This window comes from Pseudomonas sp. GZD-209 (assembly GCF_049310485.1).
GTDB classification, from domain to species: domain Bacteria; phylum Pseudomonadota; class Gammaproteobacteria; order Pseudomonadales; family Pseudomonadaceae; genus Aquipseudomonas; species Aquipseudomonas sichuanensis.
This window is the reverse complement of the sequence record NZ_JBMOWQ010000151.1, coordinates 44,135-69,089: the sequence shown is the minus strand read 5'-3', so window position 1 is coordinate 69,089 and position 24,955 is coordinate 44,135. Positions and strand designations below refer to the sequence as shown.

Here is a 24,955-nt window from a genome sequence, read left to right as displayed (position 1 = left end):
CCAGGCGATCGCCTGTGCATGACCCAGGAGCTGATCGCCAACATGCTGGGGGTGCGCCGCGAGGGCGTGACGGATGCTGCAGGCAAGCTGCAGCGCCTTGGGGTGATTGAGTACAACCGCGGGCAGATCAAAGTCCTCGACAGGGCACGCTTGGAACTGCTGAGCTGCGAATGTTACGCCGTGGTAAAGAAAGAGACCGAACGCCTGCTGCCCTACATGCCAGTGCCTTGAGTTGGCGCGAGGTTCTCTTTTCGAGCTGCCGAAGAAGCTCATCAGCCATGCAGTCAGATGCCGGCCTGTGAATTACTCCAATGGGCGCTTGTAATGGCTATAGCGCTCGGCATTGGAGGCCCGCGATGGGTCCGGCGGCCCCTGCCTCTTCTCGCGATGAAAGGGGCGCTTGTCGATGTAGTCATCGCGATCCTCGGGGAGCGCTCTTTTTCCCTCGCCACCTTGACCCTCCGACGAACCGTCGCTTTTGGCTGGCTTGCTACCCAGCCGATTGTTATCTAACCCATACCTGTCTCTGGTCATACTCACCTCTCGATGCTCAGAAATTCTGAGCTAAATCGAGTGTGCGCCCACGCTGACCAGAGACGTTTTATATCAGACCGCCGGGCCCAATCGGCCATTCAGGAATGGTCATACCGGAATGAAGTAGTGCCGCAAAAATAAGCGGAAATTTTTCTCCAGATACTCAACCATCCCACCAGTACTATTCGACTCCAATTGAAGCTTCAGCGCTTCATACTGCTGACAGATTGAGCCATCGCGCTTAAGCAAATCTCGGAGCCCCAGCATCTGAGTGATAGTAAGGTGGCCACGGGCACAAGCGTGGAGCTTGTGTGGGTCGCTAAGGGGCCTCGTTATCAAGTGTCTGCTTTGGGTCGATAGCGGTCAGTCAGAAACAGCTGACAACAAACCAAAGCAGCCGCTCAATTGTGTCTATCAAGCCAGGGTCGATTCATTTGGCCCCTGATCGCGCTGCAGTTCTGCTTGTGCGCGCTAAACCTGCGCGACTGGAAAAGCGTCCAGCCATGCTATGGCGGCAGCGCTTGCGACGCCACCGTCACCCCCAGAAAAAATCGTCCAATACCGTCTTGCAAAAGCCCGGCGAGCGTCTAAGTTTGTCGACAACCGTCGAAATAGCCATCAAAACAATATCACGCAACCTGGAGCTTTTTTATTCCGACCAAGCATTAACGCTCCGCCTTAAAAGACTGAAACGGAAATCAGTCATAACAATATCAAGAGGGATGCTTGATGAAGCGCAGCCTTTGGCATCGTGTGCTTTGCAATAAAGCGCCTGCCGATTATTTCTGGGTATCACTGGTTTGTTTCAGCGCACTGGTGATCGCAAGCTTTCTGTTGTTCGAGCAACAAATCCAGGACTTCCTGGCCCACCTTGAGCTGTACCTGCCCGAAAGCCCCGCCGGCAAAGCCAACCTGGCCCTGCTGTTGATCGCCTTGCTGGCCCTGGACGTCGTGCTGCCGGTGCCGTCGAGCGTGGTCGCGCTGCTGGCCGTGGCCGCACTGGGTAGCGTCGGTGGTTTCCTGGTGATCTTCGTGGGCCTGTGCTTCGGTGCCTGGCTGGGTTACGCCCTGGGCGCCGGCTACTTGCGCGTGCTCTCCGGCCGCCTCGGCCTGCATCAGCGCAAACCCGGGCCGTTGGTGCAAAAGCTCGGCACCCTGTCGTTGATCTGCCTGCGAGGTGTGCCGGTACTGGCAGAGACTTCGGTGGTGGCCGCCGGCATGCAACGCTATCCGCTGCGCGCCTTCGTCGTGATCACGACGCTGGCCAATATTGGCCTGGCCCTGGCCTACAGCGCCATCGGCAGCTTCCTCATCGACGAGAACGCGCTACTGGTCACGCTCATTGCCGGTATGGTCCTGCTGGCGCTTTTCATCGCCTGCCACAGCATGTTCAGGAAGCGGCGCAAACCCGCCACGCCAGAGGTCCTGCACGGCCGTTTTGAGGTCAGCTACGACTACCCGGTACGCTTTACCGATCATCTGTTCGACCTGCGCAACCCCTGCCTGCACCAGCAACTCACCGCCGGGCAGCACGGCCGGGTGACGGTGCTGATCTTCGCCGACGAGCAATTGCTGCAGTGCAATCCGCATCTGCCCGATCAGATCGAAACCTGGTTCGCCAGCCATGCCCGCGACCTGCACCTGCAGGCCGCGCCGATCGCCGTCGTTTCTGGTGAGCTGAGCAAGACCGCAGAAGTACTCCAACAGTTGTACGCCGATATGCTCAAGCATGGCCTCGACCGGCACTGCTACGTGTTGGCCATGGGCGGCGGCGCCTTGCTGGATTCGGTGGGTTACGCCTGCGCCACCTTCCACCGCGGCATCCGTCTGATCCGCCTGCCAAGCACGGTGCTGGCGCAGAACGACGCCGGCATCGGCGTGAAGAACGGCATCAATGCCTTTGGCCAGAAAAACCTGCTGGGCGCCTTCTACCCCGCCACCGCCGTGATCAACGACTTCCAGTTGCTGACCAGCCTCAGCCGCCGCGACCAGATCGCCGGCCTGGCGGAGGCGGTGAAGGTGGCGCTGATCAAGGACCAGGCATTCTTCGAATGGATGGAGCAGCAGGCCGAAGCCCTCGCCCGTTTCGATCATCCGGCCAGCCGCCATGCCATTTACCGCTGCGCCCAACTGCACCTGGGGCATATCACCGGTGCCGGCGATCCGTTCGAACGCGGCAACGGCCGCCCGCTGGACTACGGCCATTGGGCTGCGCACAAGCTGGAAAGCCTTAGCCAGCACCGCCTGCGCCATGGCGAGGCGGTCGCTGTGGGCATGGCCCTCGACGCGCTCTATGCCAATGCCCTGGGGCTATTGAGCGATACCGACAGCGAGCGGGTGATGAGCCTCCTGCAAAAACTCGGGTTCAATCTGTGCCCGACGGAGCTGACCTTGACGGACGAGTCGGGACGCTTCCAGGTCATGCTCGGGCTGGAGGAGTTCCGTCAGCACCTGGGCGGCCAGCTGTCGATCCCTATGCTCAGCCGCATCGGTGCCTCGATCGACCTGCATGAAATCGATGACCGCCTGATGCAGCAGGCCCTGCTGAGCCTGGCCAGCCTTGGCGCGGAGCCCTTCGGCTTGAGCGAGGGTTGCGCGCAATGAGCCAGGCACAGGCGAACCTCAAGACCTGGATGACTCTGGGCCGGGTCTCCAACCTGCCGACGGTGTGGACCAATTGCCTCGCCGCCGCCCTCCTGGCCAGCAGCACCGGCGCCCTGGCGCCACCGTCGGGGCTGGTGTGGGGGCTGCTGCTGGTGACGCTGTCGCTCCTTTACCTGGCCGGCATGCTACTGAACGACCTGCTGGACGCCGATTGGGACCAGCAGCACAACAACCCGCGCCCGATTGCCCTGGGCCTGGTCAGCTACCGGCAAGTGCTGCTCGCCTCCCTGCTGCTGCTGGCCCTGGCGGGAGCCTCGGCACTGGGCCTGAGCCAGTTGACTGAGCAGCCACAATGGTTGCTGGGCAGCATCACCCTGCTGGTCGGCTGCATCCTCGGCTACAACCTGTTGCATAAAAAGTACGTGCACAGCGTCTGGCTGATGGGCGCCTGCCGCTCGGCGCTGTACCTCACCGCCGCGGCCAGCCTGACGGTACCGCCAGAGCCCATCTGGCTCTGCGCGATCCTGCTTGGCGTGTACATCAGCGGGCTGACCTACCTGGCCAGCCAGGAGCACCGCAACCAGTTGCTCAGCCGCCTGCCCCTGCTGCTGATGCTGAGCCCGCTGGCCCTGGCGATCTACGCCGAGACCTTGTGGTTCTGGCCGGTGCTGCTGCTCTGGCTGGGCTGGCTCGGCCGCCACTACTGGCTGCATCTGGCCAATCCGCAGCGCTTGAAGGTCCGCGCCTTCATCGGTGCCGGCCTGGCCGCCCTGCCCCTGTTCGATGCCCTGGTGCTGGCCGTGGCCAGCCAGCCCTTGGGCAGCCTGTTCTGCGTGCTGATGTTTTTCCTGCTCCCACACTTTCAACGCTGGATAAAACCGACATGATCATGGACGTCACCGCGCCGCAGCCGCGCCTGGCCGAACGTAACCGGCCCTTGGAGCAACTGCTCGACGAAAGTGAAAGACAGTGGTGGCAACAGGCCCTGGAACGCCTGCGGCAATCGCCGGACGCCAATACCGCCGCCCTCCTCAGCAGCCAATGCAAGCGCCACCTGCGTGACCGGGCGGTGCCAGGCGCCGAGGGCTGGAGCGCCATCGAGCTGGCCCGCGCCTTGCTGCTGGCCCATGTCGTCGGCCTGCATCACGCAGTGGCCCGCCCGGCGCTGCTGGAGCAGTTGTTCCAATTCGGCGACGACCAGGAAAAGGTCGCCCTGCTCAAGGCCCTCGATGACCTCGACAGCGAGGGGGGCTGCCTCGAGCTGGCCCTGCTCGCCGGCCGCACCAGCAACCCGCAGGTCTTCGCCGCCCTGGCACTGGACACACCCTATGCGTCCCGTCACTACCCGGAGCGGGCCTTCCATCAACTGGTGCTCAAGGCGCTGGGCATGGGCCTCGATGCCGCACGGGTGATCGGCCTGGCGCAGCGCCAGGGCCTGGCCCTCAACCAACTGGCCCTCGACCTGATGGACGAACAGCTCGCCGCTGGGCGCCCGGTATCGCCCAGCCTGCCCCGGCTGATCGCCTTCGGCCTGCTCAGCCCGCCGCAGCGCGAGCGCCTGAAGGGCCTGTACCAGCAGCAACGCTTGCCGACGGAGTGGCGCGACCACCTCGCCGGCAACTGACCGATCCACCGCCAGCCCCCGCACAACCGGCATCTCTTTGCCTTTGATGAGGATTCACCATGCCCAAGTATTTCGACCCGCACATTCATATGGTCAGCCGTACCACCGACGACTACCAGAACATGGCGGCCGCCGGCATCACCGGGGTAATCGAGCCCGCGTTCTGGCAGGGCCAGGCGCGGACCAGCGTCGGCAGCTTCGTCGACTATTTCGACACCCTGCTGGGCTGGGAGCGCTTTCGCGCCAGCATGTTCGGCATCCACCACTTCTGCACTATCGGCATCAACCCCAAGGAAGCCAACAACCTGCGGCTGGCCCAGGAAGTGCTGGACATCCTGCCGCGCTACCTGGTCAAGGATGGCGTGGTGGCGGTCGGTGAAATTGGCTACGACGACATCACCCCAGAGGAAGACCGCTTCCTGGCCATGCAATTGGAACTGGCCAGGCAGTTCAACCTGCCGGTCCTGGTGCACACCCCGCACCGCGACAAAATCGGCGGCACCAAGCGCACCCTGGCGGTGATCCGCGAAGTCGGCATCCCCGAGCACCTGGTGGTGATCGATCACCTCAACGAGCTGACCCTGCCCCTGGTGCTGGAGACCGACTGCTGGCGCGGCCATTCGGTCTATCCCAACACCAAGATGTCGGAGCAGCGCATGGTCGCCCTGCTGCAGCAGTACGGCACGGAGAAAATGATCGTCAACAGTGCCGCCGACTGGGGCGTCAGCGACCCGCTGAAAGTGCCGAAGACCGGCCATGCCATGCTCGAAGCCGGCTTCAGCGAGGCCCAGGTCGAGCAGGTACTGTTCCATAACCCGGTCGACTTCTTCGCCCAGAGCGGGCAACTGGATAAGGCCCTGGTCAGCACTCCATTGCCGATTGACCAGCGCAAGACCTGGCAGGAAAACTCTGCCCTGCGTGGCCAGGACCCGGTGATCAAATGAGCGCCGCCCTGTGCTGGACGCCCACCCGGGTCGGTTACTGCAGCAATGTGCACCCGACCCGCGACCTGGACGGGCTGCGCGCGTCGATCGAGCGCCACTTCCAGGGCGTGCGCAACCTGCGCGGCCTGCGTGAACAGGACAGCGGCCTGTGGATCTGCGCCCGCGCCGCCGAAGAGTTGCAGGACGCTTCGGCACACGGCCGGTTCCTCGACCTTTTGCAGGACACCGGGCTGCGCCTTACCTCGCTGAACGGCTTCCCCTATGGCGAGTTCCATGCGGGCGCGGTGAAGGCCGAGGTCTACCTGCCCGACTGGTCCATGCCGGAGCGCCTGACCTACAGCCTAAATCTCGCACGAATCCTGGCGCAGGCGTTGCCGGCGGACTGCCGACAAGGGGTGATTTCCACCGTGCCCCTGGGCTACGCCGCTAGCTGGAGCCCGGCCTTGCAGCAGCGTGCCGAACAGCAGTTGCGCCAGCTCACCGCAGGGCTGGCCAAGCTGCATCGCGAGAGTGGCAGGAAGGTGGTGTTCTGCCTGGAAATGGAGCCGGACTGCGTACTGGAAACCACCGACCAGGCCATCGCCTTCTTTGCCCATTGGCAAGCCAGCGACCCCAACCATGACTACCTGGCCCTGTGCTTCGACGTCTGCCATCAGGCGGTGATGTTCGAGGACTGCTATCGCTCGCTGGAGCGCCTGCGCGTGGCCGGGGTACCGATCGGTAAGATCCAGCTGTCCAACGCCATGATCTGCCGCCTGCCGGTCGCTGACCCGCAGCGTTTCGCGCAGGTGCTCGACGTGCTCGGCCAGTTTTCCGAAGCCACCTACCTGCATCAGGTCAAGGCGCGGGACAACCAGGGGCGCCTGATGGCCTGGGCCGACCTGCCTGGCGCACTGGCCGACTGCGCCAGTGATCCCGCACGCTTTGGCGAGTTGCGGATTCACTTCCACGTCCCGCTGTTCAGCGAGCAACTTATGCTGCCCGAACTCAGCGGCAGCCAGGTCGCACTGAGGCAGACCTTCGACTATCTGGCCGCCCACGGCGACCTGCGTCCGGTGCTGGAAGTGGAGACCTACAGCTGGGGTGTCTTGCCCGCACAACTGCGGCCGAGCAACGAGCAGGCCCAACTGGGCGGCATCGCCGCAGAGTTGCACTGGGTCGAGGCACAGCTGCGTCAGCGCGGCCTGCTGCACGCGCCAATACGTGAGGGGCATGCCGATGCCTGCCCGTAAACCCCTGTTGCTGATCAACGTGGTCGGTCTAACGCCCTCGCTGCTGGGCCCGAGCACACCACATATCAACGAACTGCTGAAAACCGCGCAGATGGCCAGCCTGCAACCGACGTTTCCGGCGGTAACCTCCACGGTGCAGGCCTCGATCCTGACCGGGGAACCGCCGTCGCAGCACGGAATCGTCGGCAATGGCTGGTATTTCCGTGACCAGGCCGAGGTGCGCTTCTGGCTGCAACCCAACGCGCTGATCCAGGGCGAGAAGGTCTGGGACACGCTCAAGCGCGAACTGCCCGGGTTTCGCTGCAGCCAGTTGTTCTGGTGGTACAACATGTACGCCAACGTCGATGCCTCGATCACCCCACGCCCGCATTATCCCGCCGACGGGCGCAAGCTCTTCGGGCTGTATTCGTCGCCGCAGGGCCTGCACGAACAGATCGAAGCGCAGATCGGCGCGTTCCCCTTCCCCGGCTTCTGGGGGCCGGCGGCGGGCATCGCCTCGAGCCGCTGGATCGTCGATTGCGCCCTGCTCGAATTCCGGCTCAATCGCCCCGACCTGCAACTGGTCTACCTGCCCCACCTCGACTACTGCCTGCAGAAGGTCGGCCCCGAGCACCCGTCGATCGCCGATGAGGTGCGGGCCATCGACCATGAGGTCGGACGCCTGCTGAGCTTCGCCCGGGACCAGGGCGCAGCGGTGATGCTGCTGTCGGAGTACGGCATCGAGGCGGTCGGGCAATCGGTGTCCATCAACCGCGTACTGCGCGAGCAAAACTTGTTGCAGGTGCGCCAATCGCTGACCTGGGAATTGCTCGACCCTGGTGCCAGCGCGGCCTTCGCGGTGGCCGACCACCAGATCGCCCATGTCTACGTCAGGTGCCAAGAGGATGTTGCGCGTATCAAGGCGCTGCTGCAGCGCCAGCCGGGCATCGAACAGGTACTGGACCGGGCAGAGCAGCGCACCTGGCAACTGGACCATCCGCGCAGCGGCGAACTGGTGGCGCTGGCCGCCCCGGGATTCTGGTTCGATTACTACTACTGGTTTGACGAGCGCAAGGCGCCGGACTTCGCCCGCACCGTGGACATTCATCGCAAGCCCGGCTACGACCCGGTGGAGTTGTTCGTCGACCCGACCATCCGCTTCCCCAGATTGAAGGTGGCGCGCCGTCTGCTGCAAAAAAAACTGGGCATGCGCTACTACATGGACCTGATCCCGCTGGACAGCGGCCTGGTCCGTGGCAGCCACGGCCGCCCGCCTGCCAGTGAGCAAACAGGCCCGTTGCTGATCACCGATTGCGACGTACCGCTGCCGCGGAACATTGCGGCAACGGCGGTCAAGCACCTGCTGCTTATGCATTTCCTGGAGCAGCACCAAAACGACCTGGCCAATGCCAAGGAGCACACATGCGGCGAGCCATCACAATAACCGTTCTCAGTACACTGGCCGGACTGGCCCAGGCTGATAACACCAACACCTTCAATTGCAGCAACTTCCTGACGTTCAACGGCAACCAGGCCCAGGCCCGGGATCTGCTCGGCACGAGCAAGGAAACCCTGAGCTGGAACTGGTTCAACTGCCTGAACCAGCTTGCGCCGAACGGCCTCGACCGGGTCTGGGAAACCATGAAGCCGTCGGACCAGGTGTACCTGGCCGATGGCGCCAAACCCACGCCCTACGGCACGCCCTTCACCCCACCAGAGGACGTAACGAAACAGGCCGCCAAGATTGCGGGGATGAACCTCAAGCGCGCCTTCCACAACCTCAACGCCACCCAGCAGGTGGATGGCCTGACTCTGGAAATGGGCGGGGCGGTACCGGCATCGCAACGCGGCAAGCCAGTGCGCTTCCAGTTGCTGATGAGCGAGTCCACCTTCGACTACATCGTCGACCAGGGCGTCTACAACATGAATGGCCAGGACGCCCTCACCAGTGACCTGAACTTCCCCTCCACCTCCTGGGAAGTGAAGGCCGGCTGGTTGTGGATCGGCGAAGACGCCACCTACCAGGCGCAACTGGAGAAGGACGGCTACTACATCGCCCAGGCCTACTACCAGAACAAGGACGGCACCTACGAGGTCGGCTACGCCGCGCTCACCGCCCTGCACGTGATCAACAAGCTGGTCACAGGATGGGTCTGGACCACCTTCGAAAACGTCAACAATCACCTTTACACCGTGACCAACGACATACCGTCCCAGCCGATGACCAACAGCACCGGGCCGACACCGGCGGCAGTACCGGTCAACACGCAGTTCCAGGGTTGGTACGGGAATCTGTCGCGCTACGAGCTGATCGGCACGCAATTGGAGACCAGCCCCAAGCTGCTGGCCAACTCCCAGCTGGAGTCGGCCTTCCAGACCCAGTCCTCGTGCTTTGCCTGCCACGGCACGGCGGCCTATTCGAAAAACAACGGCTACTTCAACTTCGCCCAAGGCGGCGATGCCGGCCAGGGTGGCATCGTCTACCCGACCGAGCCGGTGCCCGCGTCCGAGTTCAAGGGCTACAACAAACTCGATTATGTCTGGTCGCTGAAGCGCGCCCAGTGGCAGCGTCCTTGAGGAGCACGACATGAGCGTACTGAACTTCCCCCGCATCTACCTGAAAGGCCACATGTTCTGGAACCCGCCAACGGGTAACAACAACGATATGTTCCCACTGTACGACGCAGTGAACATGGAGATGAACTGGCGCTTTCTCCAGCACTACAACATCAACAAGGACAATGCCCGCGACCTGCTGTTGAACTGGATGATCACACCCCGGGCGCTCCACGAGGCACCGGACTACGTCACCCAGGTGCCGCCCAACGCGCCGTCCCCGCGCAATCGCTACCCCATCATGATGCCCGCCGAGTGGGATCTGTTCGGCGACAACGGCTGCGGCACCGTCACCTACAAAGAGACCACCTCCACCATCATCGGCGGCGAACTGCCCACCGGTGGCTATGTCGGCAGCGACCCGCTGATCACCCTGCCCTACAACCTGTACGGCAATCCGTTCGGCAGCAGCAACCCGAGCCCGGCGCGCTTCGTCGACGTCAGCCCCTGGCAGAACACCTTCACCGCGCTGTACTTCGACAGGCTAGTGCTGGGCGACGACACTTGCGGGCTGACCGCCAAGCGCCAGTTCCGCATGCTCGATCGCTTCCTCAACTTCAACTGGGGCGCCTTCGGCGGGCTGAACTATGTCACCACCACCTGGCAAACCTGCTTCCCGAAAGAAAACCTGAGCTGGGTGGTCGGCGACTCGGCGCTGCTGAAGAACCTCCAGGCGCAGTTAGACAAGCCGGGTGTGCAGGGCCTGATGTTCCGCTTCTGCACCTACCTGACCTTCTACGACAAGAACGGCGTGTTCAACGACCAGCCGCCGATCAGTGCCAAATCCCAGAACCCGGTGGACATGGCCAGGGTCCAGGCGCTGTACCAGAAAGGCCTGAGCAACCCCGCAGACATCTTCTTCAACCCGGCCTACAGCTGCACCTCCGGTGTGCTCGGCCTGTGGCTCGATGACGAGTACCCGACCGCGCCGGCCGGCGTACGCCTGGTACCTGACGTTGCAGTGGCCGTGCCTGCGCAGTACAACTTCGAGAGTCCGCCCGTGGTAAAGCTGGGTGTCGTCTCGGCGCAGGTTCACGACAGCATCCTGTCGCTGGACCTGATGAATACCTTCCCGTTCCTCCCCGCCACACCGCAAGCGGGTCAGAATCCCGATATCCCGACCGCGGAGAAGCTCGATCTGGGCAGCTTCGACGTGGGCATCGACCAAGGCGGCACGTTCGTCCCGGTGACCAGTTTCAACTACGCGGACTACCAGCAGAGCATGTTCGAGCAGCGCTCGGGCATCCTTGACCTGCTACTCACCGAGAGCCAGCAGGCGCAGTTGACCAGCGGCGCACCGCTGGCACTGCAACAGCAAGCCACCGGGATCCCGACCTCGAAGCAGGCGACCTGGACCGCCGAAGTGATCCAAAGCGGCAGTTTCATCGACGTGGGCGAAACCAGGACCCTGCAGATCATGGTGCAGAAGAACGGCGTGCCCGCGAAAAACTCCCATCTGCTGGTGGCGGAATACAACAACCCTTACCTGCTGGGCACTTCCAGCTACTACCTGGGATTCTGCAACAATCCGGACTTTGCCCTGTTCAAAGACGTCCCGGCCGATCGCACGCAGAACGCCGAGATTTGGCCGCAGTTCGTCGGTGCTCCCGAGGTCGCTGCCATGGCAACCGAAGGCGCGGGACGCAAGCTGGTGGGCTTGCGCAGCGAGGTGGCGACCAATGACGGAGTGGAGGTGACCTACCAGCAGTATAAGGACACCCCCGCCGGGATATCACTAAGCGCCTGCCTCGCCTTCGAGGGCGCCAAGCTGGCCACGCGATACCTGCAGGAGCCGGCGAACGAACAGGTGAGCTACAACTACCTGCCGATCACCACCGACGACAACGGCATCGCCAGCGTGACGGTCACCGGCAAGCTTCCCGGCTTCCCGACCTTGCGCTTTTTCCCCAACGAAGATGGCCAGGCCGATATCGTCTTCAGCTTCAACTACATGAGCGCCTATGTGGACTTTCTCGCGCCGCTGCGGGTGCTGCCGGAAGAGCCCACGCTGAAGCAGGAGTTCGTCGACCAATGGAACAAGGTCTATCTGCAGGCCGACTCGGGGCAACAAATCTGGGACAATTTCATCTACCCGAGGATCTTCGAGCCCTACTACTACCTGTACCCGATCATGGGCAAGTACATGCCGCTCAATGACCTGTCGCGCATCGAAGGCGCAGTGGACCAGCTCATCCGCCTGATCAGCAAGGCGTACCAGGAAGAAAGCACCGTGGCCATGCCGATCACCCGGGACATGCCGCAAAGCCGTCGATCGGTGCTCGAGCTCTGGGCGCAGAAGCTGGTGCAACTGAAGTACCCACCGAGGCAACTGACCCTCGATGACTACAACCATCTGAAGATCAACTGAGGCAGAAGCGCCGGGTGGCTGGGATGTCACCCGGCGCTTTTCATCGTTCAGGGAACAAGGCTCAAGCGCCCGCGCCACAGGAAGGTTCTATGCCAACAACACTGCATATCCCGCACCACCCCCGCGAGACCCTGCGCCCCACTTCGATCATCGCCGAAGGCCTGCTCAACCCCCGCGGCGTCCACGCCGAGGACGACGGCAGCCTGCTGCTGGTCGAAGCCGGCAGCGGCCTGCCCGGTGACCCGTTCACCGGACGGATCAGCCGCCTGCCCGTCGACCCGAGCAACCCGGGCGCGTACCTGCCCCGCGAAACCCTCGCCCAGGGCTTCCGTGCCATGAACATGCAGGCGCGCATGCTGCGTGACGAAATCATGGGCCTGTCGGACATCGCCTTTGGCGACGGCCGCTGGCTGGTAAGCCAGACCGATTACGTCGCCGGCTCAAAACTCCTCGACCTGCAATACAGCCCGCCGGAACCTGTGTGCCATAGCCAGGGCAACCTTAATGCCCTGTGCTATCACCCTGGCCGACGCAGCTGGCTGGCGGTCAAGCCGGATACCAACGAGTTGGTGGCGTTGCGACCCGGCGCGCCAGAACAGGTGCTGGTGCACCTGCCGGACCTGGAACAGAACCAGGAGGCCGTGCCTGTCACCCTGGCCTACGAGCCGGCAACCGGGGCGGTGCTGATCAGCCTGTTCTCCGGCGAACTGCACGCCAACCCGGCGCGCAAGGGCGTGGACTTCGCCGACAGGGCCGGCCAGGTGATCCGGGCTTGGCCGGACAGCGGGCGCCTCGAGGTATTGATTGGCGGCTTGCAACTGCCCACCGGCCTGGCCCTGGACCCGCAAGGCAATGTGCTGGTGCTGGAGCTTTGCGCCAGCCTGCAGCAACCCCTGCGCGTCGACTGGAACGGCGAGGCGCTGCATGGCGGCTTCACCCGCTTCAGCGGACGCTTGCTGCATTGCGACCTGCACAGCGGCGAGGTGAGCATCCTGGCCCGCGAGTTGGATACACCGTCGAACCTGTGCCTGGTGGAGGGTGCGGTGGTGGTCAGCGAAGGCATGGGTCTGTCGGGTCGCCTGTTGCCGACGCCAGAGGGCCGAGTGGTGCCACTGGAGGGGCGATTGCGCCGGGTAACGCTCTGATTCCCGAGAAGGCGGCCACTGTGGGAGCCGGCGTTGCCGGCGAACAGGGCCGTCATCAGCATCCTCGGTTCCCGCGTGTTGCGACGTCGCTACCAGGAGCCTCTCGCTGGCAATGCCAGTGCTCAGGTCGGCGCCTACTCCTTGTAATGTGTACGTCCAGCCGGCCTACCGCCGCCGTGTACTGCCGTTAGGTGATAGTGATCGCTAATCCCAGAAGCGGTCTCTCGGCTTGACTCACCTTCTGCAGCGGCCGTCAGGAGGCTTGCTCCGTTGCTGGCGAACTCTCAGCACAAATGACGCCAATAGCTGATTCACATGGGGGATTGGCTTGCGGACCTATTGCACGACAGCACCTGAACACGCGAGACGATTTGTCCATCTCATAGACCTATTACACCCACATCAGTACCCACTGGCTTACCGCGCCCGGGAGCCTCGCGAGACTGACGGCATCTACTTTTTGCCGGAGTCGTGCGATGAAAACTCACAAATGGTCGACAACAGCAACTCTGCAGAACTTGGCCCCCAATCGTTTGGCCATAGCCATCAGCCTGGTGCTCGCCGGGCTGTTCAATTTCGATATTGGCAATGCCGAAGCACAAACCAGCGTAACCGCGGCAGGAGGTGTGGGCATCAGCAGCGCTGGTGATCACAGCGGCGAAGGCGTCAGCCTTAACGCCGCCACAAGCACCGCCGTCAAAGCCGACGGTAGCGTGATCCAGTTCAGCCAGGGCGAGGTAAAAAGCGGTGCAGTCAGTGCCGCTGCTGCCAAAGGCCAGACTGGTCTGAACGCCACTAACGGCGGGGAAATTCGCGGCGCCGATATCACCGTCGACATGAGCCCCAAAACCGCCGCCAACGTGCCGGTAAATGCCCTCGATATGATCGGTGCGCTGGCCAACCAAGGCGGCATCCTTACCCTGGAAAATGTCGCCATCCTGATGGGTGGTGGCCTCAGCGGGCTGTGCAATCGTGGCCTGGTCAGCATCGGCGGCATCGTCGACTTCAGTGGCGGTGCCATCAGTACCCTGTCCAAAGGCTCGGTGGCCGTACTGGCTATGGACAACGGGCAGATCGTGTTGCGCAACGGCACCAAGGTCACCACCACCGGCAACAGCGGCACCACCCAGGCCAGCCATGGTCTGTTGGCGCAGAACGGTGGGCAGATCGTCGCCGAAGGCATTCAGGTCAGCACCAGCGGTTCGGCGGCCAGCGCCGCGCGGGCAGATGGCGGCTCCATTCAACTGAGCGACAGCACCCTGAGCGTCAACGGCGCCGCCACCAGCACCACCACGACGGCGGTGATCCACGCACAAAACGGCGGCCAGGTCAGCGGCAACGGTCTGACCCTCAGCAGCACCGGCAACTACGTCGGCGGCGTGCGGGCCGAAGGGGTGGGCAGTCAGGTCAGTCTTTCGCGCAGCACGGTGCAGGTCGATGGCGCTGGCATCGTCACCAACCCATCCGCTGCCGCACGGGCCATGGCCGGCGCCAGGGTGGTGGTCGAGCAGAGTGACCTGCTGGCCAAAGGCGTCTACGGCCATGGCGTTTCGGTGGAGGGCTCGGGTTCGTCGGCGCTGATCAATCAGTCCAGCGTGACCACCCTGGGCGCCCGTTCCACCGGCGTGAATATCACCGCTGGCGGTGCCGCCGATGTGCGCAACAGCAAGGTGCTGGTCGACGGCAGCGTCGGCCCTGCAGGCCCCGGTGTGTTGGTGGAGAACGCTGGTTCGACCCTGAGCATGAGCAACAGCGAGGTCATCACCACGCAGAAATCCAGCTATGGCGTACGCGTTCTCGACGGCGCGGTGGTGGACATTCGCGGCGGCAGAATAGACACCGCTGGCGACTACTCCGCCGGCGTCAGCGCGGCGCAATCCAGCGTCACCGCCAGCGACCTGACGGTGCACACCAGCGGCAATGAAAACGCCATGGGGGTGGTCGCGGATCTGGGCGCCACTGTCACCCTCAATCGCGGCTCGGTCACCACCACGGGCAATGGTTCGCCCATCGCCTCCAACCTCACCTACGCCCACGGCCTGGTGTCGCGCAATGCCGGCGCGCTGCTGGTGGCCAACGGTACCAGCGTGCACACCACCGGCAGCCAGTCCTACGGCGCGGCAGTGGACGATGGCGGCAGCATGATCCTCAACGACCTGGCGATAAACACCGAGGGCGCTGGTTCACGTGGTCTGTACGCCGGGATTGGCGCGGCCAAGCCCGGTGCGGTGAGCCTGATCGGCAACAACATCAGCGTGCAAACCCTGGGCAGCAATGCCGCTGGCGCTTTTGTCAGCCGCAAGTTCAAGGATGAACGTGCCGAACTGACCCTGAACAACAGCAGCGTGGTGACCCATGGAGCACTGTCCCACGGCTTGCAGGCCGAGTCCGGCGCCACCCTCAGCGCCAACCACAGCGTGGTCAGCAGCGCAGGTAACGGTGCCCACGGTGCCCTCGCCAATAGCCAAGGCACGCAGTTGGTGCTGGACCAGGTGGCGATTAGCTCCAGTGGCGACAACGCCCACGGCGCGGTGGTTAAAAACGGCGCGCAACTCAACGGCAGCCAGGTGCAACTGAATGCCCGCGGTGTCCATTCCGCTGCACTGGCTGCGCAGGCCGACATTGGCAGTGAGAGCCAGGTACGGCTCAACTACGCCGTGCTCGATAACCACAGTGGTGCCACTGTGGATGTCACCGGTGCCGCCGCCATTGCCCTCGACCATGTGCTGGCCGGTGGCAGCGGCCAGTGGCTGAACGTCGACCGCTCGGCCTCTGCCGCCGGGCTGGCCAACCTTGACCTGAGCGCCTCGCTGGTCAACGGCTCGGCCAGAACTGCCAGCGGCAGCACCGCCAACCTCAACCTGCGCGACACCAGCATTTGGCAATTGACCGACAACTCCAACCTTACCAGACTGAGCAATGACACCAGCCTGATCAACTTCAGCGCCCCGGTCGGCGACAGCTTCAAAACCCTCAGCGTCAATCGCTACCACGGCGCCAACGGCACGATCGCACTGAACACCTACTTGGCCGGCGATGCCTCGCCCTCGGATCTCTTGGTTATCGACGGGGGGAGCGCGACAGGGCATACCAATCTGCAAATCAAGAATGTCGGCGGCGCCGGTGCACTGACCACCGGCAACGGCATCAAGGTGGTCGATGCCATCAACAACGCCAGCACCGACAGCGGCGCCTTCCGCCTGCTCAGCGAGGTGAAGGCCGGCCCCTACCAGTACACCCTGCACCGCGCCAGCCTGGACGACAGCAACCAAGAGGCCTGGTACCTGCGCTCCACCACCGGCGAGGCGGGCAACGAAATCCCCAACTACCGCCCGGAAACATCGCTGTACGCCGGCATTCCGGTGCAGGCCCTGCTGTACAGCCGCGCTATGGTCGACACCCTGCATGAACGGGTAGGAGAAGAGCGGCGCCTGGCCTCGGTAGATCCTCTGCTGGACGAAGACGACAGCAGCTACGGTCCGTCCATGGGCTGGGGGCGGATGATCTACCGCCGTGGTGTGGATAATCGCGGCGCCGTGGACTACGACTACGACCTGCGCGCGGTGCAGGTTGGCACCGACCTGTATCGCAGCGAAGACAGTGACGGCAGCACCAACCGGGCCGGCCTTTCACTGGCGCTGGGGCGCATGACCGGCGCGCTGCAACACACCGATGGCCGCTATGCCGGTGACGACGCCCTGCGCGCCTATAGCGTGGGTGGCTACTGGACGCACTTCGGCCCGGCTGGCTGGTACCTCGACGGCGTGCTGCAACTGAGCCGCTTCAGCGCCACCGCCAAACCCGACACCGTGGAAAAACTGCACACCCGTGGCCATGGCATAACCGCTTCGCTGGAAGCGGGTTACCCCTTCCTGGTGCACCTGGACAAAGAGATCTACATCGAGCCGCAGGCCCAGGTGATCGTCAGTAAGATCAAACTCCAGGATGCCGGCGACAGCGCTGCCGATGTGCGCTTCGATGATGTCGACTCAATCACTGGCCGTCTCGGTGTGCGCGTGGCCCGTGACTGGTTCCACACCGACGACGCCGGCGACATCCATCGCACCAACGGCTGGCTGCGGCCCAGCGTCTGGCATGAATTCAAAGGCGCTCCGAAGGCCGAGTTTTCCTCCTCCGATGGCTACGTGCCCTTTACCGTCGACATGGGCGGCACCTGGGGCGAGGTAAACGTTGGCGTGGACTACCAACTCAACGAACGCACCAGCGTGACCGGCTCGCTGGGTTATCAGAAAGCATTCAATGGCGACAGCCGCAGCTATGAAGGCATGTTCGGGATCAAGGTGAAGTTTTGAAGCGACGACGCACACGTAGGGGAGTGAGCGAAATTGGCGTAGCAACGAGGTTCGGAATATCGGCGTATGTCGCCTGTGGCGATATACGCCCTAAGCTTGAGTCAGCATCAGTTTTACGGTCTGCGTGGTAATGCCGTTGTGGCTGTGGATGCTCAGCTCACCCGCCATCTGATTGACCAATTTCCTCGCCAACACCAGCTCAAAACCCTCCGGCGCTTGCGCAACCCGCACATCCGCCGTCACCTCGCACTGCACCTCTACCAACCCCTGGCCGCGTCCATTGGCGATCAAGCGCACAGCAATCGGCCCCGGCATCGCCCGCCCCAGCATGGACGCAATCACCTGTTTCACCGCCTGGGTATCCACCCATACCTGCGGATGACGCGCCCCTTGAATGTCGAGATCAATGCCCACGCATGAACCGCGCACCTGATCAACCACCATCCCTAGGAGTTCGCGCATATCCACCGGCGCCGCCACCCTGTGGTAGCGGCCGCTATTCAATTCGCTGGTCTGCTGCAAATGCTGCAGCAGACTCAGCATGCGCTCGCTATCGGCCGAAGGTACCTGCGCCACTAGGCGCCGCATTGGGCCATCCAACTCGGCAGTGACATACGCCAACAGTTCATCGCGCTCATGCAAGTCGCTGCGCATCTGTTCGGCATCCTGGCGCAGCAAACGCAATTGCTCGTCGCGGTCGGTGATGTCCATATTGCCGAGGATCATTCCCAGCTGTTTGCCGGCGCGATCGTGATAGGGCTGCCCCCAGTGGCGCAGCACATGGGGCTGGCCGGCTACAGTCATGACAATGTCGCGGGAAAACGCGACGCCGGCGCGGATCTGTTGCAGCAACCACGCCTGCACCAGCTGCGGATCTTCGTCGCGCAACTCGCCCGTCTCGTCAACGCGCCGCCCCTGGATGGCATCAAGGGTGACATTGCGCTGCGCCAGGTATGCGGCATTGCAGGTGAGCAAACGAGCGTCGTTGTCGCGCACACTGACGGCGTAAGGCAGGGCCTCGATCATCTTGCGCAACAGACGCTGCGTGTCGCCGTCTTCGTCGTTCGACTCTGCGCTCAACTCGCCGTGGTTTTCCACCAGGCCATGGCGGCGGGCGATATCGATCAGCTCAAGTTGCGAGGTGGCTTGCAGTTTCTGCTTGAGGCGGATCTTGTAGGTGCTGACGGTCTTGTCGCTCAGGGCCAACTGCGCGCCTATGGCCACATTGCTCAGGCCTTTGCATACACCCTGCAAGACCGCCAGTTCGCGCGCCGATAAGGCCTTTAACGCCAGAACATGGGCATCGCCCTGGGTTGCATGGGTGGTGCCCAGCACATGGCTAGGAAAATAACCGTGGCCATGCAACACCGCATCCAGCGCCCTGGTCAGTTCGGCCATGTCTTCATGCTTGCTGACAAAGCCATGGGCGCCGGCTTCCAGGCAACGAGCGGCGAAATATTCCGAGCGCTGCGCCGTAAATACCAGCACCTTCACTGCATCACCCCGAGCTTGCAGGCGCTGCAGCAACTCCAGACCGCTCAGGCGTGGCAGGTTAAGCCCGATTATCATCAGCGCTGGTTGCAGCTGGCGCACCAACTGCAAGGCTTCCACACCGTTGTCAGCCTCGGCTACCACCTCATGCCCCGCTGCCTCCAGCAGCAAGCGAAGGGCATGACGGGTAACCGTCTGCTCCTCTACCACCAAAATTCTGCTCACCGCGCCGCTCCCTCGCTCGTTCAACCCAGCGTAGCTCAGAGCTACGTGGTGACCGTTATCGACGGAGATCGCTAAGCCACTGCAACGAGCGAACCTATGTTGCAGGTTGCGTTCAGCACTGCCAGGCGTGCTTGTGCTCGGCATGGCTTTGGTTAGAAATAAGCTCCGCGTTCTGAAAAGATGTCTCCCATCACTGTTTCGAAGGGCGTTGGAATGACAGCTCATGCAGAGCGATCGTGGGATGTGGTCCTCATTGATAGTAGAAAAGCCAATTGCGACCGTCCGCTTTGGGTCGGAGGTAGACACTCGTCACGGGCTGCCTTCGACCCATTGCTGCCCTTCATGGGGGCAGCTTGCGGCCAAAGGTTTTAGGTATCTACGAATAAAGGGCGACTCGCCTCGAGACCGTCACTCTCTCGGTCTCGGGCATCACGGAGCCTGTCTAGACGCTAGTTGCTGAACGGAGCGAAATCCTGGAGGTGGCTAGTCATGCGTGCGGTAGCTACCCGCAACCGACGGCAGGGGGTGTCGGAATTTTATTTTTTCAGCTTCGCTTCTCCGGGCTTGAATTCCGACTTAGCGACCTTATCTGACCTCAAATGGCCAGTACGCATCAGTAGTTCTGATGCTTCAAGGAGGCTTCATGGGAAAACAAGAAAAAACCAGTGTTGCGACCCGTCGCTATGACACCGACGATATGACAAAGCGTGTCGTTTGGACTCAGGCTGCAGGCCATTGTGAGCTGTGCGGCACCGATCTCATGTACGACTACCGTGCAGGTCAGCCAATGAAATGGGGCGAGGTAGCACATATCCTGCCAGCTAGCCCAAAGGGCCCGCGGGGTCGATCTGACTATGACGAAACCAAGGCCGCGTCGCTTACCAACGACCCAGCCAATCTCATGCTTCTCTGCCCTGGCTGCCATGACAAAATTGATCGGGATGCTGATGGATACCCAGAAAGCGATCTTAGCGGCCTGCACCAAGCGTACCTGGAGCGAGTTCGACTGGCGGCAACCACTCCTGATGGTGGAAGAGCGATTCCAGTAGTTGTCCTAAGCCAGCATTTTGCAACGAACAACGACATCCCCGTTCGTGATCTGTTGGTGGCAATGTCCTCAGAGGGACTGACTGCATTCGATCATCCCATCAAGATCACGTTTCCGGCCCCGAGCCATCGTGGCAGGGATACTCACTATTGGCAGAGCATCAAGGACAGCATTCAACACGAATTAGATCGGCAGCTAAAGCGCCGCGGAGGAGCCTACGGTGATGCTCCTGCGCTCGCCGTAGTGGGTGTGGCAGACATCCCTGCGCTGATCATGCTGGGACAGTCCTTAGGTGATCGATCCAAGCGCCTGCTTTTCTCGTTCAATCGCGAACACCAACTACGTTGGCCTGACCAGTCAGCCGAACCTCCCGAGTTTGTGTTCACCCCGCCATTGGATGGGGGAGGCCCGCTGGCTCTGGTGTTGTCTATCTCCGCGCAAGTCCCAGCTCGCGATGTCGAAGAGGCACTACCTGGTGCGCGTATCGCTGAGCTGAGCATCCCAATGCCTAGCTATGCGATGGTTCAGAACCGTCGAGTGATACACGCGTTTCGCGACGCTCTACAAACACACTTGAGCCGGCTTGAGGCCATGACTGCAGACACAATCCATGTGTTTGCGGCGATTCCCGCTGCTTTGGCAATTGAGTTCGGGGCGTTGCTTACTACGCAACACCAACACACTTACCTGATTTTTGATCGAGATAAAGACAACCAAAATAGGTTCACGCCAACACTACAGTTGGGCCACCAAGTCCAGGAGGTTCGTTGATGTCCATGAGCAATGAACAGACCAAGCGCGGAAGCTGGGAACACTTTCTGCTCCGCGCCGCAAAGGAGATCTCACTGTCGGGGGCACAGTACGAGAAGATCAACGACCGATACTCCCAGCTTGAGAAGATCCTCAACGCTTCCGACAATCCGCTACTGGCGGAGGCACACATTTTTGTCCAAGGCTCCATGCGCCTGAAGACTACGATCAAGCCCGTTTCTGGCGCCCCAGAGAATCTGGACACCATCGACGCGGACGCCATTATTTGGCTACCTCATGCCCAGGGTGCTGGAGCTCGAGAGGTTCTGGATGCCATTGAGGAACGCTTCAAGGCTGGCAGCCGCGTCCAGGAGGAAATCAGGCAACTACGCCGGGGCATCCGGATCATCTATGCGGACGAAAACCCCGGATTCCACATCGATGTCACGCCAGCACGTGCCATCAGTGGAAATTCTCAAGGCAATGGCGAAGGTAAACTGGAAGTACCGGATCGGGAGACTGGGTGGAAGGCGAGCAGCCCGATTCCCTACTCCAACTGGCTACAAGTGGCTTCGAAGCAGACGATTTCGCTGGAGAATCTGGTCGTCGCGAAAAACGAGCGCGCCTATGATGCGGCAACTCAGGCCCCGTTACCGAAGTACGACGAGTATCTCGATCAGGATCCGCTGCGGGCGACGATCAAACTGCTAAAACGGCACCGTGATGAATGGGCCATCCGCACAAAAAATGCGAGCCACCGCCCCATTTCAGCAGTCATCACAACCCTAGCTACTCACGCCTATCTTGATGTGGCAAAAGAGTCTCAATCGACACCGATTCGCCCGCTGGATGCGATTCTTGAGATCGTTCGAAGGATGCCAAATCACATCAAACGCCTGGGTAATGAGTGCTTTGTCTGCAACCCCGCCGACAGCGGTGAAAACTTCGCGGAGAAGTGGAACAGACCAAGCGAGGGACATGTCTATCGCCGTGCATTCCAGGAGTGGCATGAGAGTGCCGGCGCATCCGTATCTATGGGACTTGAGAGCATGTCCGCAGAGTCCTTTGCTGAGGAAGTTAAAACTAAATTTGGCATGGGACCAGCGTTCATCGCAGCAGTGAATAATGAAATTCCCCCTCACTGGACGATGCCTGGCCGGCCTGATGGCACCACCCGAAACGCCACGTTAATGGGCACCATGTTTGGCGGTGTGAGCGGGACCGCGAGCTCTCAAGAGGATGTGAAGCCAGTTGGACGTCTTGGTTGATCAAACGGATACGTCTCTGCAGCGTGGTATAGCCGCGCTGCGAGGCGCTCTTGGCGGAGATGCCGCACACGCACTGCTTCAGCCCGCAGTCGCTCGGACCGGCGAAGCTGCGAGCTACTGCTTTCCTCTGCCAGTTGACTATACGGGCACGGAGCGGCGGCTACGCATCAGCTTTCCCAAGAATTTCCCCCGCGGTGGGTTGAGGCTAACAGTCGAGCCCTCGCCATGGCTTGTATGGCCTCACGCTATGGAAGTCGGGCTCTGCCTGCATGGTTTCCAAGAGCGCCCAGTGATGGGCACCCCTGAATATGTGGTGTCGGATAGCCTGGCGCGGTTAGGCAAGATCGTAAATTTGTCACGGATGGGTTCATGTGCGGCTATCCGGGATGCCGAATTTCGCCGCGAAATCACATCGTACTGGTCTAGGCAGCAAGGGCTATCTCTACAGAACCTTATTCTTTTGGATCGCCCTCAAGCTGCCTCGAAGCTGTATGCCCTTAGCGATCCTCGACAAACATTACCATCTGGCCAAGAAACAGTCTGGCTCGCCACGGATCTGGCATCTCTGAAAAGACACTGCCTGCGGACGATTGGCCGATCGCCAAGGATGCGAGCACCGGAGGCCCCAGGTTTCTACGCAAAGCTTCGGAGCTATCCGGACCTGCGTCTTCCCGCCCCTGAGCTACTGCTCACTTGGCTTTTACCGCATCTTGCTCCTAATGACAGAACGCAGCTGGTGGCTTGGTTCAATGAGCGTGGCTCACTGCCCAACCGCTGGATCGCTTTGGAGCTACCCGGGGATGCCAGCGCCCCAATCTACTGCCTGAACGTTCGCGCATATGGCCCACAGCTGGATCGAGGATCGAAGTTTTACCTGCGATCAGCGCGGCGTCGGCCTGCAATTGCAGTCAATCATCCCCCAGTTCTGATCCGAGCAACGACGCTAGATGTGCTGGATCGGACAGAAATTTTGTCCCGTGACCTCAGTGGCGTGGCGCAGAAACTAGAAGGGGCTCGCGTCGTTTGCGTTGGGGTAGGTTCCTTGGGTAGCACCGTTGCCCTACAGTTGGCGCGTTCGGGTGTTGGTCATCTGACACTTATTGACCCGGACCACTTGGTCTCGGCAAATCTTGGCAGACATGTGCTCGGTGCCGATGATCTCGGTCTCCCCAAGGCCGAAGCGCTTCAGGTAAAAATTCGCAAAGACCTGCCCTCTACGGAAGTCGCGGCGTTCGCCACCTTCGCTGAAGTGGTGATGTATAAGAATCCCGAGGTTTTTGATAAAGCAGATCTGGTAGTGGTTACTACTGCGGACTGGCAGTCGGAGGTGGCGCTGTGGGGGACCAAGTCGAATGGCACCTCCTGGGGTTTACTCCAGGCTTGGAGTGAGCCTCATACACAGGTGGGGCATGTGCTCCTTGCACCATCTGGTGCATTTGATGCTCGGGGTCTGTTTACAGATAGCGGTGATTTTAAGCACAAGTTCACCGAGTGGCCGGAAGGTGGGGTCGTCGCCCTTCCCGCCTGCGGGGAGAGTTTCATCCCAGGAGGCTCACTTGGGATGGTGAACGTTGCTTCGATGGTTTCTCAAGCTGCATTGCGAGTGTTGAGTGGCAATATCGGAACCCCGAGCTGGGTCAGCAGCATCAATAGACCTGATGACGTGGTTACGCTGGGAGGTAACTACCTCGGGCCTGCGCTACCTGCCGGAATGCAGCAGGCCCAGCTGGAGCGCGATTGGCCGGATGCATCGGAGAGAAGTAAATGACGGCGATCGCTTGGAGATGGACCTGGCCTGGGCTAAACACTCCTCTGTTGGTATCGCAGGAGGTGGCGAGCCTGCTGGAGAGCTACAGACAGAAGCACTTTGATGTAGAGCGTGGAGGACAGCTATTCGTCGATCCCTCAGGTGCTGCCGGATTGGTACTGGCCTTGGCGACTCCTCCTCATAAAGAGGATCGGGCTGGTAGGACCTGGCTGGATTTGAATGCTCATCGCTGTCGAAAGGAAATTGAGCACGCTAACGCCGCAGGTCTCCGCCTGGTGGGGTACTGGCATACGCACCCACAAAGCATCCCCATGATCTCGCCCACTGATATCGGGAGCTTTTCCAGGTTCGCCACGTACTACACCCAACAGCTGCCGCACCCGCTGGCCATCATCGTGGGAAACTGCAGCAGCCACGAAGGCATAAAGGCTTGGTCTTTCAGGGATGGGCGTTATGTTGAAGCCGTCTGGGGCAGTTGGCCAGGTTAGTGGTTACGTGCCTCTGCCAGCATGAGAGCGAAAAGCTCGCCCTGGAATCGTGCATCGTCCAACGCATTATGGTTGGGTGCGCTTTTGGGGGTGAAACGAGCGGTCATTTGGGAGGATTTAGTTTCCCTCCAGCGGCACCCGGTAACCCCCATGTAATACGCCTTCATGTCGAGTGCGGAGAACCCAAAGGGGTTCGTCCCAGAATACTTGTGGAAGTAGTAGTTGATGAACGACCAGTCAAACGGGGCATTCAGCCCCACGAAAACGACTTTCTGATCTGTCGAACATACCTGGTTCAACCACTGCTCCAGCTTGAGCATCGCCGTCTGTGGGGCTAGCCCTTCGGTTTCGAGCCTGGTGAGGTCAAGGCCAGTTACGGCGACAGCCTCCGGGTCGTGTTGTAGGCCGTCCGGCTGGAGCTCGAGATAGATTGACTGAGCTGGCTCAGAGACAACGCAAGCGCCGATGGAAAGCAAGCTATAGATGCCTGGTACAGGCCCCGAAGTCTCGACATCGACGGAAACATAAAGCTCATCGCTCATTATCTTGCACCTTATA

At 61.5% G+C, this 24,955-nt stretch carries 17 protein-coding genes and 1 pseudogene; 15 read left to right on the top strand and 3 right to left on the bottom strand.

The window, feature by feature from the left end:
- Positions 1-231: Crp/Fnr family transcriptional regulator (locus tag ACO6VM_RS18125; RefSeq protein WP_422403611.1), on the top strand; the 231-nt coding region annotated here is incomplete at its 5' end.
- Between the two features lie 370 nt (positions 232-601).
- On the opposite strand, the pseudogene ACO6VM_RS18120 reads toward ACO6VM_RS18125, so the two are convergent.
- Positions 602-846: pseudogene (locus ACO6VM_RS18120) on the bottom strand (GrpB family protein); the annotation flags it as partial.
- A 417-nt stretch (positions 847-1,263) separates the two neighbouring features.
- On the opposite strand from ACO6VM_RS18120, the gene ACO6VM_RS18115 reads away from it, so the two are divergent.
- From ACO6VM_RS18115 to ACO6VM_RS18070, 10 genes are all read left to right on the top strand, one after another.
- Positions 1,264-3,138: a 3-dehydroquinate synthase gene (locus tag ACO6VM_RS18115; RefSeq protein WP_422403610.1), complete on the top strand. Its 1,875-nt coding sequence runs from the start codon at positions 1,264-1,266 to the stop codon at positions 3,136-3,138.
- Positions 3,135-4,025 carry a UbiA family prenyltransferase gene (locus ACO6VM_RS18110; RefSeq protein ID WP_422403609.1) on the top strand — a complete coding sequence of 297 codons (891 nt, stop codon included), beginning with the start codon at positions 3,135-3,137 and terminating at the stop codon, positions 4,023-4,025. The genes ACO6VM_RS18115 and ACO6VM_RS18110 overlap by 4 nt, the downstream gene beginning before the upstream one ends.
- Positions 4,022-4,762, top strand: coding sequence for an EboA domain-containing protein (locus ACO6VM_RS18105; RefSeq protein WP_422403608.1), 741 nt, complete (start codon positions 4,022-4,024; stop codon positions 4,760-4,762). Before ACO6VM_RS18110 ends, ACO6VM_RS18105 begins: the two co-directional genes overlap by 4 nt.
- A 59-nt stretch (positions 4,763-4,821) precedes the next feature.
- On the top strand, positions 4,822-5,706 hold the full coding sequence (locus tag ACO6VM_RS18100) for a TatD family hydrolase (RefSeq protein WP_347150490.1): 885 nt from the start codon (positions 4,822-4,824) through the stop codon (positions 5,704-5,706).
- Positions 5,703-6,938, top strand: coding sequence for a metabolite traffic protein EboE (eboE, locus tag ACO6VM_RS18095; RefSeq protein ID WP_422403607.1), 1,236 nt, complete (start codon positions 5,703-5,705; stop codon positions 6,936-6,938). The genes ACO6VM_RS18100 and eboE overlap by 4 nt, the downstream gene beginning before the upstream one ends.
- Positions 6,925-8,361, top strand: a complete 1,437-nt coding sequence (locus tag ACO6VM_RS18090) for an alkaline phosphatase family protein (RefSeq protein ID WP_422403606.1) — start codon at positions 6,925-6,927, stop codon at positions 8,359-8,361. The genes eboE and ACO6VM_RS18090 overlap by 14 nt, the downstream gene beginning before the upstream one ends.
- Positions 8,340-9,494 (top strand): hypothetical protein, encoded by a 1,155-nt coding sequence (locus tag ACO6VM_RS18085; RefSeq protein WP_401057210.1) that lies wholly within the window; start codon positions 8,340-8,342, stop codon positions 9,492-9,494. Before ACO6VM_RS18090 ends, ACO6VM_RS18085 begins: the two co-directional genes overlap by 22 nt.
- A gap of 10 nt (positions 9,495-9,504) precedes the next feature.
- Positions 9,505-11,901: a hypothetical protein gene (locus ACO6VM_RS18080; protein ID WP_401057209.1), complete on the top strand. Its 2,397-nt coding sequence runs from the start codon at positions 9,505-9,507 to the stop codon at positions 11,899-11,901.
- Between the two features lie 89 nt (positions 11,902-11,990).
- Positions 11,991-13,046, top strand: a complete 1,056-nt coding sequence (locus ACO6VM_RS18075) for a hypothetical protein (RefSeq protein WP_422403605.1) — start codon at positions 11,991-11,993, stop codon at positions 13,044-13,046.
- 533 nt (positions 13,047-13,579) lie between these two features.
- The gene (locus ACO6VM_RS18070) at positions 13,580-17,359 is read left to right on the top strand and encodes an autotransporter outer membrane beta-barrel domain-containing protein (RefSeq protein WP_422403604.1); all 3,780 of its coding nucleotides are present in this window, start codon (positions 13,580-13,582) and stop codon (positions 17,357-17,359) included.
- 90 nt (positions 17,360-17,449) lie between these two features.
- On the opposite strand, the gene ACO6VM_RS18065 is transcribed toward ACO6VM_RS18070, so the two are convergent.
- A complete protein-coding gene (locus tag ACO6VM_RS18065; RefSeq protein ID WP_422403603.1) occupies positions 17,450-19,060 on the bottom strand; it encodes a response regulator in 1,611 nt (536 codons plus the stop codon).
- Positions 19,061-19,718: 658 nt separating this feature from the next.
- Between ACO6VM_RS18065 and ACO6VM_RS18060 the strand changes: the two genes are divergently transcribed.
- Genes ACO6VM_RS18060 through ACO6VM_RS18045 form a run of 4 tightly spaced genes read left to right on the top strand, consistent with a single transcriptional unit; the run spans position 19,719 to position 24,397 of the window.
- Positions 19,719-20,894 (top strand): SAVED domain-containing protein, encoded by a 1,176-nt coding sequence (locus tag ACO6VM_RS18060; protein WP_422403602.1) that lies wholly within the window; start codon positions 19,719-19,721, stop codon positions 20,892-20,894.
- Positions 20,894-22,141: a nucleotidyltransferase domain-containing protein gene (locus ACO6VM_RS18055; RefSeq protein ID WP_422403601.1), complete on the top strand. Its 1,248-nt coding sequence runs from the start codon at positions 20,894-20,896 to the stop codon at positions 22,139-22,141. Before ACO6VM_RS18060 ends, ACO6VM_RS18055 begins: the two co-directional genes overlap by 1 nt.
- Complete coding sequence (locus ACO6VM_RS18050; RefSeq protein ID WP_422403600.1) at positions 22,125-23,909, top strand: HesA/MoeB/ThiF family protein; 1,785 nt, start codon at positions 22,125-22,127, stop codon at positions 23,907-23,909. The genes ACO6VM_RS18055 and ACO6VM_RS18050 overlap by 17 nt, the downstream gene beginning before the upstream one ends.
- Positions 23,906-24,397, top strand: coding sequence for a Mov34/MPN/PAD-1 family protein (locus ACO6VM_RS18045; RefSeq protein ID WP_422403599.1), 492 nt, complete (start codon positions 23,906-23,908; stop codon positions 24,395-24,397). Before ACO6VM_RS18050 ends, ACO6VM_RS18045 begins: the two co-directional genes overlap by 4 nt.
- On the opposite strand, the gene ACO6VM_RS18040 is transcribed toward ACO6VM_RS18045, so the two are convergent.
- Positions 24,394-24,942: a 3'-5' exoribonuclease domain-containing protein gene (locus ACO6VM_RS18040; RefSeq protein ID WP_422403612.1), complete on the bottom strand. Its 549-nt coding sequence runs from the start codon at positions 24,940-24,942 to the stop codon at positions 24,394-24,396. The genes ACO6VM_RS18045 and ACO6VM_RS18040 overlap by 4 nt on opposite strands.
- Positions 24,943-24,955 lie beyond the last annotated feature (13 nt).

Excerpts from the sequence above, each read along its gene's own strand:
- ACO6VM_RS18115 (WP_422403610.1), top strand. The coding sequence starts at position 1,264 with ATGAAGCGCAGCCTTTGGCATCGTGTGCTTTGCAATAAAGCGCCTGCC.
- eboE (WP_422403607.1), top strand. The coding sequence starts at position 5,703 with ATGAGCGCCGCCCTGTGCTGGACGCCCACCCGGGTCGGTTACTGCAGC.
- ACO6VM_RS18060 (WP_422403602.1), top strand. The coding sequence starts at position 19,719 with ATGGGAAAACAAGAAAAAACCAGTGTTGCGACCCGTCGCTATGACACC.
- ACO6VM_RS18105 (WP_422403608.1), top strand. The coding sequence starts at position 4,022 with ATGATCATGGACGTCACCGCGCCGCAGCCGCGCCTGGCCGAACGTAAC.
- ACO6VM_RS18090 (WP_422403606.1), top strand. The coding sequence starts at position 6,925 with ATGCCTGCCCGTAAACCCCTGTTGCTGATCAACGTGGTCGGTCTAACG.
- ACO6VM_RS18080 (WP_401057209.1), top strand. The coding sequence starts at position 9,505 with ATGAGCGTACTGAACTTCCCCCGCATCTACCTGAAAGGCCACATGTTC.
- ACO6VM_RS18045 (WP_422403599.1), top strand. The coding sequence starts at position 23,906 with ATGACGGCGATCGCTTGGAGATGGACCTGGCCTGGGCTAAACACTCCT.
- ACO6VM_RS18055 (WP_422403601.1), top strand. The coding sequence starts at position 20,894 with ATGTCCATGAGCAATGAACAGACCAAGCGCGGAAGCTGGGAACACTTT.
- ACO6VM_RS18100 (WP_347150490.1), top strand. The coding sequence starts at position 4,822 with ATGCCCAAGTATTTCGACCCGCACATTCATATGGTCAGCCGTACCACC.
- ACO6VM_RS18085 (WP_401057210.1), top strand. The coding sequence starts at position 8,340 with ATGCGGCGAGCCATCACAATAACCGTTCTCAGTACACTGGCCGGACTG.
- ACO6VM_RS18110 (WP_422403609.1), top strand. The coding sequence starts at position 3,135 with ATGAGCCAGGCACAGGCGAACCTCAAGACCTGGATGACTCTGGGCCGG.
- ACO6VM_RS18075 (WP_422403605.1), top strand. The coding sequence starts at position 11,991 with ATGCCAACAACACTGCATATCCCGCACCACCCCCGCGAGACCCTGCGC.